Consider the following 15,487-nt stretch of genomic DNA (forward strand, 5'->3'; position numbering starts at 1 on the left):
TTAAGATTTATTCACTCCACTGTTACTGGATTCTATCACCAAATGGTTCAGATTTTCCTGCAAGGCACGTAAACGCGTGGTCGCTTCGGCGCGTTTTTGCATCCCCTCTTTTTGTACCTGAATCACGTCGTTCACTGTTTTAATGAGGGTATTCTGCACATGTTCAAGCGTTTCAATATCAATCACTGAACGCTGGTTGGCTTTGGCCGTAGCCACCGAGTTTTGGTGCAGCAAGTCGGCGTTACGGCGTAACAGGTCATTGGTGGCATCATCAATGCTATTGGCCAGCTGGACACTGTTTTTCTGTTCATGCAGGGAAATAGCCAAGCTGATCTGATTTTTCCATGCCGGTAAGGTAATGTTTTTAATGGCATAAAATTTGTCGACCAACATCAGGTTATTGGACTGGATAATCCGGATCATCGGCAAGGTTTGCATGGCAGACTGCTGTAAAACCTGTAAATCACTGACCCGTTTTTCCAGATTATTGGCCAGATGATTCAGGTCATAGACTTTTTGCACCGTAGGTTGATCTTGGGTCTGGGCCGTTAAATGTGCAATGTGCTGCTGAATTTCCTGCTCTTTCAATTTTCCCGCCGCAATATAGATGCCCAGCTGTCTGTATTCCTCCTGCACACCCTGAAACATTTTATCCAAAGTGTCCACCCGGGTTTTCAAGCCCGATTGGGACGTTTCAATTTCCTTGACCAGCACATCAATCTGTTCTTTGGTGCTGTTAAAATGCTGATCAAAGTTTTGCTTGGCGCCTTTCATCTTGCTGATCAGGCCGCCCAGGAAACCGGAACTCTTTTTCTTGTTTAAAATACTGCTGCTATTCAGCTGCCGGGCAACCTGCACCACCTGATTTAACTTTTGGCCTGTGGTGTCCAGTTCTTTGTTTTGTACAAGATTCAGCAATTCATCGGTATAACCCGACGTTTTTGTTGCAATATTCTTCCCATATTCCGCCACTGCATTATGGCTCATTTCAGCCAGTTCTTTATGTGCATTCATCACTTCATTAAAGTCTGAATGCTGCAAACCAATTTCTTGTAAATTCAGTTGCTGAAACTTTTGCTGAACAAGATCCTGAGTGACTTCAGCGGGTAAATCTTTAGGTTCAAAATCGGTCATGCTTCACCTGAATAGAATGATTAATGTATGGGTTTCTCTAGTGATTTTCTTAAAGTACGAATTAACTTCTCTCTGCTATGATCCAGCTTGTCCAGTTCAATGCCCGAACTGTTCTGCTGACTTTGTTTAACATGATATTGCCAGGCAGGAATCAGTACCTGCTGCGCCTCTTTAAAACGGTCCAGCAAATTAAAAGAAAGCTGCTGCGATAATTGCATTTGTGTAATTGCAATATCATTACTGGCTTGCAAAGTTTGTAATGAATTGATTTTTTTAGATAACCTTTCAGCAAAGTTATCCAGAGGATGGACATTCCTGACGAAATTTGGATATTCCAGCAAAAACTCTTGCGCAGCTCGAATGTATTTCGCCATTTGCTCCCGATACCCGAGCAACTGCTGAAAACGAGCCTGAGACTTCTGTATTTCAATCTGCAATTTTTGACTTAAATGATTGGCCCGATTGAGCAATTGATCCAGGTTTTTGTAATACTCGACCTGCCCGGAGCCATATTCCACATCAATCCCCAGCCACTTTTGCAAGGCATTAAACTTGCGGCTGCTTAAATATTTTTTTGAATCGGCCAATGCCTGAATCAGCTGTTCTATGGTGCTGCTCAATTGCTGGGTCAGATGTGGATCGACTCCGTTTAATAGAACGGACTGAGCCTGAATGACTGAATCGGCATAATGATTCAGACGATACTGATCCTGCAGCAAAGGAACCAAATCATTTTGCTGAATAGAGAGCAGTTCAGCCCGATTCACTTCAATGTCGGCCAAGGCAACAAGCATATCTATCTGAGACATAATATTGGAAACTCAACAAAATCATTTTTATAGTACGGCTTTTGTAGCAAAGATCATGTAGTGTTTTGCAAATTTTCTAGACCTGCATCAGAGCTGTTGCAAAAGCTAAGATACGGTTCGGCAATTCGTCGGAAAAACAATATGCTCCAGCAAAATAATTAATTTATTATTCAAATATTTATAAAATAAAAGAATCATACAGATCATTTTCAGCAAGTATTTTTATCGGATTGTCGGGGATTTGATTACTGAATTCTTTATCCTATGCTTCAGCGAATACAGGAGTATTCGACAGCAATGAAAATTCAAATAAAAAATCGATTTCATGGAGCTGAATCGGAGAATAATATTATGAAAAATCAAAATTTTTTCCTCAAATGGAGTGTAAAGGCATTATTTGCATCACTCGCATTTACATCCCTCAATGGCAATACAGCAACCTCGATAATGCCTGCACCAGCGAATAGCCAACAGGTCTTTTTTGTAGGCAATAACTGGGATGGAACAGTGACCGTCATTCGTCCATCGGGTGATTTTGGCAAGATCGGTGTGATCAACATGGTTCCTGATCGCAAAGAGCGTTTGTTGGAAATCCACCTCAATCCAATTAAACTGATTGCCTATACTTATATCCAGGCCACCGCCGGGGAAGGTAATGATCAGCTGGTAGATGATATGTACTCTACGCCAGATGGTCAGTCAGTGGTTGCCTCTCGCCCAAGTTTTGCCGATGTCGTTTCGATTAATATTGCGACGGGAAAAATCAACTGGCGTACTCCTGTAGAAGGGTTCCGTGCCGACCATATGGCGGTTTCTCCTGATGGCAAACGCTTAGCCGTATCGGCATCTTCCGGCAATGTGGTTCATGTGCTGGATATCAATACGGGTAAAGAATTGGGACGCTTTGCAACAGGCGACAAACCGCATGAAAATATTTTCTTTAACGGCGGCACAAAAATTCTAAACTCCGCCATTGGTAATGTGGAAACCTCTATGGATGCTGCATGGCAAGATTTCACCAAGGGGAAACGATTCCTCACCATTGCCGATGCCAATACCTTTAAAGTTCTCAAGACCATCGATTTCCGTCCGGCGCTGGATGCAGTGGGCCGTAAAGATCTGTCCAACTCTGTACGTCCGATTGTCCTGAGCAATGATGAAAGTAAAATTTATGCCCAGGTTTCATTTTTTAACGGTTTAATCGAATATGACCTGAATCAGAATAAAGTTACTCGCATTGGTCAATTACCGGGCAGCTCGACAATTCCTTCTGACCGAACCAAATATGTAAACGACTCGCGTCATCATGGATTGTCGATTAGTGGCGATGGTGAAAAACTGTGTGTCGCCGGTACCATGGATGACTATGCAACGATTGTCGACCGTTCAACCTTAAAAGCGGGCAAGCTAATTCCTGCAGGCAAACCCTACTGGGCAACACAAAGTCCTGATGGCAAAAGCTGTGTAATTTCTGAGAGTGAGACTGATGTGGTTACCGTGATTGATTTTGCGACGGGCGAAAAAGTAAGGAGTGTTCCTGTAGGAAATCACCCGCAACGTGTTCGGATCGGTTATGCACCTGCGGGCTGGTCAACACCTTAACTGTTAATTTTTTATCAACTGTACGGACCTGATCTTTAGATTGGGTTTGCTTTCATTAAATGCAAGAGCAGGATTTCTGGCATGGATCGCAGTATACGACTTGGTCTTATCATTGGTTTTATTGTGACCTTGTCACTTTTCCTGGTGGTTTATATGTTTAAACCGCTTCCCCCTTCCCTCCCATCTGCATCATATACAGCCCAGGCAAAAGAAAAACCCTCTCCAGTTGTAGTCGCTCCTGTTGAAAGGGAAGCTGTATCTGGCACACCAGTTCAAACAGATACAGTGTCGGCATCCAGTCAGGCAACACTCATTCAACAGCGCGACCAATTGTATAAAGATTTTGCAGGAATTAGCGACGCGTTGAGTCATGGACAACAACCCGATTTACGTCAGGTAAGCCAAATGCTGGAACAGCAAAAACAGCTGGTTAAAACAGGTACGGTTGCTGCGGATGAAGCCATTTCATATTGCCAGTTTTTAAGGCAGATTTTACCTGCCATGGAGCATCAGATTGATCAAAATATTATAGAGTTAGAGAAGCTTAAGCGTAGCGCTAAATAGAAGTACAGTCGTGATGATAAATAATGTTAATGAACTTCTTTTATTAGCGCCTTTTATTTTTCTCTCTAAACAAGAAATAAAATGCAAACAGCTTTAATCAATCTCTTTCAAACAATCCCGACACACCTTGATTTCTTTATCATCAACCGTGTAGTCAACTTCAGTAGTACCATGCAGGCCGAATAAGCACTTTAAGAATTGGAGCATCATTTTTTCCCAAAAAAAAAGTCCCATGCGAGGGATGCATAGGACTAAAACTAAAGAAACTACAGCGTTTCAATTTGTTGGCGCATTCTAAATATGTATTAAAAATATATGAATAGCAAAAACTACCAAAATTTATAATAGAAGAAATTTTATAGATAAAACCAGAATATTTTCATGCCTTGGTTTTATTCATATTCTAGAAAAAGAAAAGCCCCGATATATTAATGACGAGGCTTATATGTCGTAATACTTTCGACAAAAGATAAAAAATCTTCAATAAAAAAACCTGCTTAACTCTCCAAGATTAAACAGGCTTAATTGCGCTAATATCTTAGAATTTTTGGAGTTATTATTTGTTTTCAGTGAATATAAGATTAAATTATTTCAACATTGTGAAAATAAAAAAAATATGATTATTAATTTAATTAATCGCATTTTTTTTGATCAGTCATTGCTTCACTTCTGCCAAGCAATAACGACATGCCTTGATTTTTTTCAGCATCAAGCGTGTATTCAATTTCAGTCGCCTCATGAAGACCCAATAAGCCCATTAAGAAACGGAGCCTTGCTTTTCTCCATGCAAAAAAAAGCCCACACATGGAAAGACGATGTGGGCTTGTAAACTAAAAACTCCGGAAGAGCATTCAGAAACTACAGCAGTTAATGTTGGTCATTTTATACACTATTCAAGCAACATTCAGTGGCGGAATATATCAAAAATTAAAATATTATTAATTTAATCAAAATTTTAGAACGACTTGATTAATAATATATTAAATATTAAAAAACCCGCTTAATCTGGGGATGTGATTAAGCGGGTGAAGTCTTTGATAGCCATTTTATTATTTTTATTCATGCTGTGCTCTCTTTAATGTAGTTAAAAGTTATCACTCCAAAGTAAATTACAAAGTATAAAAAATATGCAGAAATAGTTTTCCCCAGTTACTTTTTAGTTATTTTTTGATTTTTGTTAGACAATACTCATTAAAAATTTAATCTGGGTGGCCCTGATATTGCTTACACAGAAAACATTTCTCAGGGCATTAAAAATGCTTACATTCCTGTAAGCATTTGTGGTACTTCTCGTCTTTCCGAGTGTGGCTCTGAGGTTGGCGGTGCAAAGATCGTATCGATCAAGGATGTAAGCCCAAAATTGGTATCCGCTTCTGAATTGGCTCAGCAATATGGAATTAGTGTTGATGCGGTTCGTGATCGCTGTGTAGAGATCAACAAAGGTACTCGTGGCAAATGCCTTTATGATCCAGAACAAGCGAATTTGATTTTAACCGCTAGGCCTGTGGCTAAGCGAGGACGCAATAGAAAGAATTAATCATTTTTTATAAAGGGGTAAACATGCAAAAAAAGTCATATAAAACTGCTGGTATAGTGGGCACGATCATTGTCGCAATTATTCTGGCCTTAATTATTATACCGGCAAGCTTTACGCGCATCACTGATGCAGATGTTGGTATTCGTCAAACGTTCAGTGGTGAAATTGAAGATACCGTACTTGGGCAAGGATTACATCAAACCGTGATTGGTGATGTAATCAAAGTATCAAAGCGCAATCTTGTGCTTAATGTTGAATCTCAGCCTATTGTAGTTGAAAAGATTCCAATGCAAGATTTTCAACTAAAAGTGAATTACGGGATTGTGCCATCAAATGCCGCAATCGCATATAAGACTGAAAAAGCACAGCACATTATTACAGATGATGGTGATGTGTATTTACTAGGTCAGTACGTGCAGTACGTTGCAAACTCAGCAATCAATGATGTTGTGAGCAAATATAAAGCTTTAGCTGTCAATGACAATCGAGCAGCCATAGAAACTGAAATCAAAAATAGTATTAATGTTAAATTAAAAGCTCAGGGCAAAGATAAATTTGTCAAAGTTAATGAAATTAACATCTTAAAAGTTTCGCCACCTAAATCTATTTTGGATTCATCATTAGCAATTGTTAATTCTCAAAATGCTTTAAAGACAAAGCAAAATGAATTAGAAACCGCACGTGTTGAAACTGAAATTAAAAAAGTACTTGCTGAGAATGCCTCTGAAAAATACGTTGATCTCCTTCGTGCTGAAGCTGAAAAAACTAAAGCCGAAGCATTATTGAAAGCAGCTGAAAAAGGCACTTTAAATACGATGGTTATTGTTCCAGACAAGTTTACTGGTGTAGGTCAATTAAAATAATGAAAAAGCCCTCGATAAGAGGGCTTTTTCTTCACTATCAATTTTAATCACTTTAAAGTTTGATTATTCACATCAGGTTTTTCTACTGATTTAGGTTTGTCCTTAGTAAGTGCTGACGTGTTAACCTCAATAAAATCTGCTTTAGTTCCTACAAGCCAAACGCATTTTACAATTCCTAATGCATTAGGCTTTGAAGCAACAGTCTCTTTATGTGCTTACCAGTAATGCCATCAAAACAAGCCAACCATTCGAGTAATGGAATTATTAGCTTAAGCAGGATTCGGGTTATTTATGAAAAAGTGTTTTGAATGGGTAATGTTGTTTTATGCCTTGATCTTCAGCAAATTTATTGGCCTTAGGCTCAAGCGCTTTTTGTGCAGCCCATTGCTCGCATTCTTTTGCAGTATCACGAGTTGCAGATGAACACTTGCATTGATTATGATCTCAATATAGAAAGCTTCTCCACGCTTACGAGGCTTCGGTAATTTCATGACGTAAATTAAACTGCATTATCGGCAAAAATAGCGATTATAAAGATAGTGCAGATAACGGCGAACATTATTCAAGACAATAAAAAAGGGCTTTAAGCTACTGTTTTCGCTTAAAACCCTTATTACATAAGGTTTGGAATCTTGGTAGGTATAAGCAGACTCGAACTGCTGACCTCTACGATGTCAACGTAGCGCTCTAACCAACTGAGCTATACACCTAAGTGTTGTGCATCATATTCATTTTTATTTTTTAAGACAAGTGCTTTCTATTCTTTTTTAACGTATCTGCACAAGTTTTAAGCATTTCTCTAAATTGCTTTATTTGCTCGGGATTTTGCATGAATGAATATTGCTGTTGTTGATAATACTGCGCTGTTTGAGTAAATATCTGTTGCTGCTCCTGCCCTGCTGTTTCCGCTAAACGATGCATCCAGCTATAAAAAGTTTCTGCAGGCTGCTTGTGTAAGCCGGGTTCCAATTTTTTCGAAAATTGTTGAATGGCACGCTCATAAGCTGAAACCGACCGACTGTTTCGATACACAATCCAGATAAAATAAATTAACACCACCAGCAGAATACTGAATAACATAATGATGCTACTGGTATACGCGTTTTGAATACCTAACCTGGACAGCCAGCCTTGCTGCTTTTCGGCATCATAACCCACTACCTTGCTTTGCCATTGATAACTCGCGTAGTCACTCCAGATGCGCATGTTTTTCATCACTGCAAACTGGCGGTATTTCCACTTTTGCTCTTTGTTGCCCAAAATGCTGCGATCACTTTCAATATAATCCTGCATTCCACCATCTATTCGATGGGGCGCAATAATTGCTGTCGGATCAATTCTTTGCCATTTTCCATGCAATAGCACCTCTGTCCATGCATGTGCATCGAGCTGGCGTACTTCCCAGCTGACACGATCTGGTGCAAGTTGTCCGCCCTGATAACCCACCACCACACGTGCAGGTATTCCAACATAACGCATCAGCAAAGCAAAACTGGAGGCATAATGCTCACAAAAACCACGACGTGATTGAAACAGGAATTCATCTATCCGGTTTTCTCCCAATAATCCGGGATTCAGGGTATATGCAAAGTCATGCTTTTTGTACCATTGCAAAATGTTGTTTATATAGCGCTCGGGTTGCTGTCCGCTCTGCCTGAACATGTCGACTGCAAACTGGCGTGATTGCTCATCCAGGCGCCCTGGAATTTTGGTATTGATTTGTTCCAGTACGCTGGTTGTGTACAAAGCCTCCTCTTGCACCTGAGCATTCCCCAGCCATTGCAATGCAATCGGCTGATTCTGCAAAATTTGGCGTACCGGCGTAATACGGCCATCGTGTTTTAACTCATAGTTCCGCTGCAATGGCCGTGATTGTTCGAGTCCCATCACCCACATCACATGAGGGTCAGCCGCTAAATACTGATAATCAAAACTGTCTTTGCTGTTCTGAAAACCTTGCATTGAGACGGGTTTTTCGTTTACAAAACTGCTGGTCCAGGTTTTACCGTCATACTGATCTAACACCATAGCTCGCCAATACAATTCATTGCGGCCTGGCAACTGGTTCATATCCCCAATAATTCGAAATGCCAGACTGGTCGACTGTGACAATTCGGCAATATCCCCCGGTGACATGCTGTCACTCATCCCGGTAACACTTTTTTGTACCGGAATCGGAATCGCCCAAAGTGGCGGCAAGCGCGGAAAAAACACAAACAGCAAGATAAAAAAAGGCAAAGCCAGAATCAGGAATTTGCCCACATGTTTTGCGTCACTTTGCAATGCGCCGGATGAATTTTGCAATTGCCTGAATTCATGGGTCTGTAAACGGTACAGGCCAATCAGGCAGCTGAGTAAACAGAGCACCACCATCAACGCCATCCAGATGGACTGGCTAAACAAGAATGAACTGGCACTGACAAACATGGCAAAATTAAACAGGATAATGACATCGCGCTTATTTTTGCTTTCTAAGGCTTTGGCAAATAAAAATGTCGATAAAATGGCAACGCCGGCTTCTATGCCAATAAAAGTTTGATAGTTAAAATAAATCGCAGCCAAGGCAATGAAAGTCAGGATAAAAGTCCATATTCTGGATAAAGCCTTGCTCTGATCTTTTAAGCTATAAAATAAAAAAAGGATCATCAGGGCAAAAATAAGGCTCAATAGCAGCGGATTAAACACAACCTGTGCCAGAAGTATCAATGACAGAGTCATCAGTATCGAAGTTCTGATCTGTGCATGAATCATGATTTAAGCCTGCGCCAAAAGTTTTTTGGCCTGTAATAACTGGCTGTTACCCAGACCTGCCGCCAATTCGGCTTGCGGTAAAAAGACGGCATATGCACACTGCATTTGCTCACATTGCTCAATCAAGCCCATCATGAGGCTTAGTTTTTCTTCATGCTGGGCACTTGGCATATTGCTATAATGAATTTCAATATTCATCTGCTCGTTATGCTGTTCAAACACCTTGATATATAAACCTTGTCCGCGTGCGGCCTGCTTCCAGGATACCGCTTGCAGACGATCTCCCAACTTGAAATTACGCAGCTCGCGAAATTCATCCATATCCGGTTCAAAAGTGTGCTGATGCTGCTTGTTTTCCGCATGATAAACGGCCGCTTTAGGCGCTACCCAGGAATATTCTTTTAAATAAAAATAGGTCCAGGCACGCACCAGGCCAAAAGGATAAACTGAATATACCTGCAGGGCTGGATAATCAAACCGCCCTCTTTTTTCAGTAAAAAAAGATAGGGTCATGCTGTGCTTCAATTCTGAGATGTAGATTTTTTCCAGATGCTGACTGGTTTTGACCCACAAATAACGCGGCTGCTTTTGCGCTTGCTGAAAATGGAGTTGCAAATCCAGTTGATGCCCCGCCTGTCCAACTTCATTGACTGAAACTTCAAGCTTAAGCCCATGCAACTGCTTAAAAGTTAAATAAAAGCTGATACATAAAATAGCACTGACCAGAAAGCAAAAACCCAAAATCAGGTTGTTAGCATAATTTACCCCGGCAATAAAGGTCAGCAAAATCAATACCAGATACAAATAACCTTGCTGATAGATAAAAATCAAAATGTCTTTTTGCGAGAGCTGTTTGACTTTTTTAAACTGAAAGCGTTTCGCTAACCATTTTTGCCAGGGCTGGGTCAAAGGTGTAGTCAAGTGAATCACCTTTTAACTAATATGGACTTGCTGCATCAACTGCAAGGCTTCTGCTTCGCTTAAGCCCATACGATGCGACACCACAGCAGCAAACACTGCCTGCACATCATCCGGGGTCACATAACTACGCTGTTCAATAAAAGCATGCGCCTGGGCTGCTTTTTTCAAGGCAAGCAATCCACGGGTCGATAAACCATGCGGTCTTTTGCGGGTTTCAGTCGCCAGATCCAGCAGATAATCCAGCACTGCATCGGCAATATAAACTTGCGCTACCAGCTGTTGAATCACCAGAATTTCATGTTCATTAAAAACGTGTTGCAAGGTTGAAATCAGGGCATAGCGGGAATCTTGCTGTAATAACAGTTTTTCTGCCAAACGCGATGGATAGCCCAGTGACAAGCGCATCAAAAAACGGTCGAGCTGGGATTCGGGCAAGCTATACGTTCCACTCTGGAACAGGGGATTTTGGGTAGCAATTACCCAAAAAGGTTGCGGCAAGTCATAACGCACTCCATCTACCGTCACCCGTCCCTCTTCCATGGCTTCCAGCAAGGCACTTTGCGTTTTGGGACTGCAGCGGTTAATTTCATCGGCCAGCAAAATCTGGGTAAAAATGGGTCCCTGCTTGAATTCAAACTGATGTTCTTTTTGATTAAATATGTTCACCCCAATCACATCACTGGCGAGCATGTCATTGGTAAACTGGATACGCTGAAACTTCAATCCGGCAATATGCGACAAGGCACTGGACAAGGTGGTTTTACCCAGACCCGGCAAGTCTTCAAACAGCACATGTCCACCAGACAGCAGACAACATAAAGCCAGTTTGGTCTGTTGTTCTTTATCCAGAATAATGCGGTTGATTTGAGTCAAGAATGCCTGAATTTTTGCCGCAAAAAATTCCACCTGAAAATTCAGCTCTTGCTGCGCTGGTGTGAGTTCTTGTTTTTGAACTTTATTCGTACCCCAAATCACACTCTTTCCTCAATAAAAAACGGTGCATGATTAACATACACCGTTTTCCGTTTTTTCCAAACAAATCAGAAGATTTCAGACAAACATATCTTCAGCTTAGCAAGGACATTTCTTCATTCCGCCACTTGCACTTGGATAACGCGCATCCACACAGTGACGGTAAAATGTTTTAGCATCCATTGGAACCAGGTCCGGATGGTTCTTTTCCATATGCTCCAGATAGGTCTGATAATCCGGTACACCGACCATCAGGCGAAAGCTTTGCTGCAGGCGTTGCCAAATGACCTGAATAGTTTTAATGCCATTCAGCATCAACAGCTTTTTCGGTTGAGCCAGTACCGTAAACTTGATGATTTTGCCTAATGCCAGTTTCTGGCGAATTTGATCTTTTAGACTCATTTCACCTCTCCTGTCCCAATTGAATCACTGTAAATGGCTTCCGATTCCTGCACGCTTGGATTTGGATTTGCCAAGGCACGGCGAATGACGCCAATCGCAGCAAACACCATGACAATAGCCACAATCATAAAGAATCCACAAAGTACGGCATTAATCTGATTGGAGAATACAATCGTTTGCATTTCAGCAAGGTCTTTGGCTGGCTTTAAGATTTCTCCGCGGGCAATCGCATCCGAGAAACGATTGGCCTGTGCCAGGAAACCAATTTTCGGATTTTCATGGAAGATCTTTTGCCAGCCTGCAGTCATACAGGTAATGAACAGGAAAATGGTAGGAACAATCGTGATCCACACATATTTTTCTTTCTTCATTTTGAACAGAATGACCGTACCTAAAATCAGTGCCATAGCAGCCAACATCTGGTTACCAATACCGAACAGTGGCCATAAACTGTTAATCCCGCCGAGCGGATCAACCACACCTTGGTAAACGAAGAAGCCCCAGCCTGCAACAGCCACTGCGGTACCCAACAAGTTACCAAAGAAATTGTGCGATTTTTTCACCGCAGGAATCACAATACCGACAGTATCCTGAACCATGAAACGGCAAGCACGTGTACCTGCATCCACCGCTGTTAAAATAAACAGGGCTTCAAACAGAATGGCAAAGTGATACCAGAACGCCATCATGGAACGGTTATTGAAAATTTCCGTAATAATGTGCGCCATACCAATCGCAAATGTCGGGGCACCACCGGTACGCGATAGAATTGAACTCTCACCCACTTCCTGAGCAAGCAGGGTCAAGGCTTCAGGTGTCACCACAAAGCCTAAAGTCCGCACCGCTTCTGCCGCGCTTTCAACCGTTGTACCCAGTACCGCGGCCGGTGCGTTAATTGCGAAATACACTCCAGGTTCAAGAATGGTCGCGCAAATCATCGCCATCACCGCAACGAAGGATTCCATCAGCATGCCGCCATAACCGATCACGCGAATGTCCACTTCGTTATTGACCAGCTTCGGAGTCGTTCCTGAAGAAACCAGGGCATGGAAACCGGAAATGGCACCGCAGGCAATGGTAATAAACAGGAACGGGAACATCGAACCGGCAAAGACAGGACCTGTACCATCCACGAAATGCGTTACCGCCGGCATTTTCATTTCAGGCAATGCCACCATAATGCCCACGGCCAGACCGGCAATCACGCCAATCTTCAAGAAGGTGGACAAGTAATCACGTGGAGCAAGCAGTAACCAGACCGGCAATGCCGAAGCAATAAAACCGTAAACAATCAAACACCAGGTCAGTTGCGTACCTGAAAGGGTAAAGATGGGTCCCCAGTACGGATCAGCTGCAACATTACCGCCATAGACAATCGCCAGCATCATCAACACAAAACCAATGATAGAGACTTCTGCGATTTTACCCGGACGGATAAAGCGCATGTAAATCCCCATGAAGACTGCAATTGGAATGGTTGCGGCAATACTGAACACGCCCCATGGACTGTTGGTCAGAGCTTTTACCACCACCAAGGCAAGCACGGCAAGAATAATGATCATGACGCCTAATGCACCCAGCATCACAACGATACCTGCGAAAGATCCAAGCTCCTGCTTTGCCATTTCACCCAGTGAACGTCCATCACGGCGGGTCGAAATAAACAGAACTAAAAAGTCCTGAACAGCGCCTGCAAGCACGACCCCGACCAGCAACCAGATGGTTCCAGGCAAGTAGCCCATCTGTGCCGCAAGAATTGGCCCGACTAAAGGCCCGGCACCGGCAATGGCGGCAAAGTGGTGTCCAAACAAAACATATTTATTGGTCGGTACATAATCCAGACCATCTGCCAGACGGTGAGCGGGGGTTAAACGTCTTGCATTGAGTTCAAAAACTTTATTGGCAATAAATAAGCTATAGAAGCGATAAGCGATGCTATAGACACAGATGGCAGCTAAAACCAGCCAAACTGCATTGACATGCTCACCTCTGCTGATGGCAAGTATTCCAAATGACACCGCACCTAGAACTGCCACCAGAAGCCACACTATTTTGGAAGTCATTGATAACTTCGGTTGAATCGTTTCCATGTAAAGCCCTCATATCTAATGCATAAATCAGCCTTAATTTTTTATTGTTCGGTATACTGCTGTTTCTTCCCTTGCGACTGTACTCCTCATATTTTGCTTTTCATCTAATACTTTGGCATAAAAAAAGGGATGATTTTGATCATCCCTTTCGATAATAGTCTATTTTAAAACCATTATGCACGTTCTAAATAGTCACCAGTACGGGTATCTACACGAACGCTTTCTTCTTGCTGTACGAATAATGGTACACGAACAACCGCGCCAGTTTCGAGTTTAGCCGGTTTGCCGCCGCCGCCAGAAGTATCACCACGTACGCCTGGATCAGTTTCCACGATTTTCAATACTACGAAGTTTGGCGCACTTACTGTCAATGGAACGCCATTGAATAACATAATTGTACACAGTTCGTTAGAATCGTCTTTTAACCATTTTGCAGCATCACCCATTGCAGTTTTGTCTGCGGCAATCTGTTCAAAAGTTTCTGGGTCCATGAAGTTCCACATTTCACCATCGTTGTACAAGTAGTTCATTTCTACTTCTACGATGTCCGCTGCTTCTAAAGAGTCACCTGATTTAAAAGTTTTTTCTAAAACTTTACCTGTTTTAAGGTTACGAAGTTTTACACGGTTGAATGCTTGACCTTTACCAGGTTTTACATATTCATTTTCCATGATTGAACATGGGTTGCCGTCAAGCATTACTTTAAGGCCTTGCTTAAAGTCATTTGTAGAATAATTGGCCATGAAAGGCTCGCTCCAAACTTACTAACTTAAATCTATTAATGCTAGACTAGCATTATTTTTAACATCTGGCATGATAAACTATTTGTATCAAGAGCAAAACTGGCAATCTCAACTGAGTGACCTGATTACGGACCCTTTAGAGTTGCTTGAAACGCTTCAGCTCTCGCCTGATCAATTATTATCAGGGGCAATCCTGGCTTCTGAAAAGTTTAAGTTGCGTGTTCCACGTGCGTTCGTCGGAAAAATGAGCATTGGTGACCCGCTTGACCCTTTGCTGTTACAAATATTGCCCCACCATCTGGAACTTGAAGATCATCCTGGATTTGTGACTGATCCTTTAAGTGAAGAACAGGCCAATCAGCAGCCAGGCGTATTACATAAATATAAATCGCGTTTTTTACTCACCTTAACCGGTGCTTGCGCAGTTCATTGTCGTTACTGTTTCCGCCGTCATTTTCCCTATCAAGAAAACCTGCCAAAAAACGAAGACTGGCTAAATATTAAACAATACATTCAAAATCAACCAGATATAAATGAAGTTATTTTGAGCGGTGGCGACCCGCTTACCCTGTCCAACCGAAAACTTGCACTGTGGATTGATCGTCTTGAGTCCATGCCGCAAATTAAATTTTTGAGAATTCATTCACGGGTTCCGATCGTAATCCCCAACCGTGTCGACAATGAGCTGATTTCCCTGTTAAAAAACAGTAGGCTGCGCATTATTCTAGTGGTACACTCAAATCATGCCGCTGAGCTGGACGATTTTACCTGTTCCAAACTTTCAGCGTTGGTTCAACAACAAATTACCGTGCTGAATCAGGCAGTTTTATTAAAAGGGGTTAATAATTCTGCGCAACTGTTAGTGGATTTAAGTTACCGCCTGTTTGATGCAGGTGTGATGCCATACTATTTACACGTATTAGATAAAGTAAAAGGTGCCCATCATTTTGACTTAAGTCCTGAAGAAATTAATCTGATATATAAAGAGGTTTTAGAGAACCTGCCGGGATATTTGGTTCCTAAACTCGTTAGGGAAATAGCGGGCGAGAAAAATAAAACACCGCTTTTTGGAGTTTCAACTTTTTGAGTTAATAATAAC

Annotated in this window: 12 protein-coding genes and 1 tRNA gene; 4 read left to right on the top strand and 9 right to left on the bottom strand. The window is 41.9% G+C overall.

Annotated elements, in window-relative coordinates; translation table 11 throughout:
• Together BLP85_RS02325 and BLP85_RS02330 are read right to left on the bottom strand one after the other, a co-directional pair.
• Positions 1-1,134: a toxic anion resistance protein gene (locus tag BLP85_RS02325; protein ID WP_092818529.1), complete on the bottom strand. Its 1,134-nt coding sequence runs from the start codon at positions 1,132-1,134 to the stop codon at positions 1-3.
• Positions 1,135-1,154: 20 nt separating this feature from the next.
• Entirely contained in the window at positions 1,155-1,943 is a 789-nt protein-coding gene (locus tag BLP85_RS02330; RefSeq protein WP_092818530.1) for a tellurium resistance protein, read from the bottom strand.
• Between the two features lie 351 nt (positions 1,944-2,294).
• Here BLP85_RS02330 and BLP85_RS02335 point away from each other — a divergent pair, with 351 nt between their 5' ends.
• The 3 genes from BLP85_RS02335 (at position 2,295) to BLP85_RS02350 (ending at position 6,509) form a co-directional block, all read left to right on the top strand.
• Entirely contained in the window at positions 2,295-3,545 is a 1,251-nt protein-coding gene (locus BLP85_RS02335) for a YncE family protein (protein WP_092818955.1), read from the top strand.
• A gap of 81 nt (positions 3,546-3,626) precedes the next feature.
• Positions 3,627-4,109 carry a hypothetical protein gene (locus tag BLP85_RS02340; RefSeq protein WP_092818531.1) on the top strand — a complete coding sequence of 161 codons (483 nt, stop codon included), beginning with the start codon at positions 3,627-3,629 and terminating at the stop codon, positions 4,107-4,109.
• A 1,560-nt stretch (positions 4,110-5,669) separates the two neighbouring features.
• Positions 5,670-6,509, top strand: coding sequence for an SPFH domain-containing protein (locus BLP85_RS02350; RefSeq protein ID WP_092818533.1), 840 nt, complete (start codon positions 5,670-5,672; stop codon positions 6,507-6,509).
• A gap of 633 nt (positions 6,510-7,142) precedes the next feature.
• On the opposite strand, the gene BLP85_RS02360 is transcribed toward BLP85_RS02350, so the two are convergent.
• The 7 genes from BLP85_RS02360 to efp form a co-directional block, all read right to left on the bottom strand.
• Positions 7,143-7,219 (bottom strand) — tRNA-Val (locus BLP85_RS02360).
• Positions 7,220-7,250: 31 nt separating this feature from the next.
• Positions 7,251-9,260, bottom strand: a complete 2,010-nt coding sequence (locus BLP85_RS02365; RefSeq protein ID WP_092818534.1) for a transglutaminase family protein — start codon at positions 9,258-9,260, stop codon at positions 7,251-7,253.
• Between the two features lie 3 nt (positions 9,261-9,263).
• Positions 9,264-10,169, bottom strand: a complete 906-nt coding sequence (locus BLP85_RS02370; protein ID WP_092818956.1) for a DUF58 domain-containing protein — start codon at positions 10,167-10,169, stop codon at positions 9,264-9,266.
• A gap of 24 nt (positions 10,170-10,193) precedes the next feature.
• Positions 10,194-11,099, bottom strand: coding sequence for an AAA family ATPase (locus tag BLP85_RS02375; protein ID WP_228143244.1), 906 nt, complete (start codon positions 11,097-11,099; stop codon positions 10,194-10,196).
• A gap of 153 nt (positions 11,100-11,252) precedes the next feature.
• Positions 11,253-11,555, bottom strand: a complete 303-nt coding sequence (locus tag BLP85_RS02380) for a YbdD/YjiX family protein (protein WP_092818535.1) — start codon at positions 11,553-11,555, stop codon at positions 11,253-11,255.
• Positions 11,552-13,645, bottom strand: coding sequence for a carbon starvation CstA family protein (locus BLP85_RS02385; protein WP_092818536.1), 2,094 nt, complete (start codon positions 13,643-13,645; stop codon positions 11,552-11,554). Before BLP85_RS02385 ends, BLP85_RS02380 begins: the two co-directional genes overlap by 4 nt.
• Positions 13,646-13,818: 173 nt before the next feature.
• Complete coding sequence (efp, locus tag BLP85_RS02390; protein WP_092818537.1) at positions 13,819-14,388, bottom strand: elongation factor P; 570 nt, start codon at positions 14,386-14,388, stop codon at positions 13,819-13,821.
• A 70-nt stretch (positions 14,389-14,458) separates the two neighbouring features.
• Here efp and epmB point away from each other — a divergent pair, with 70 nt between their 5' ends.
• Positions 14,459-15,475: an EF-P beta-lysylation protein EpmB gene (gene epmB / locus BLP85_RS02395; RefSeq protein ID WP_092818538.1), complete on the top strand. Its 1,017-nt coding sequence runs from the start codon at positions 14,459-14,461 to the stop codon at positions 15,473-15,475.
• Positions 15,476-15,487: the final 12 nt, after the last annotated feature.

Origin of the sequence: Acinetobacter kookii, assembly GCF_900096895.1 — a bacterium.
Taxonomy (GTDB): domain Bacteria; phylum Pseudomonadota; class Gammaproteobacteria; order Pseudomonadales; family Moraxellaceae; genus Acinetobacter; species Acinetobacter kookii.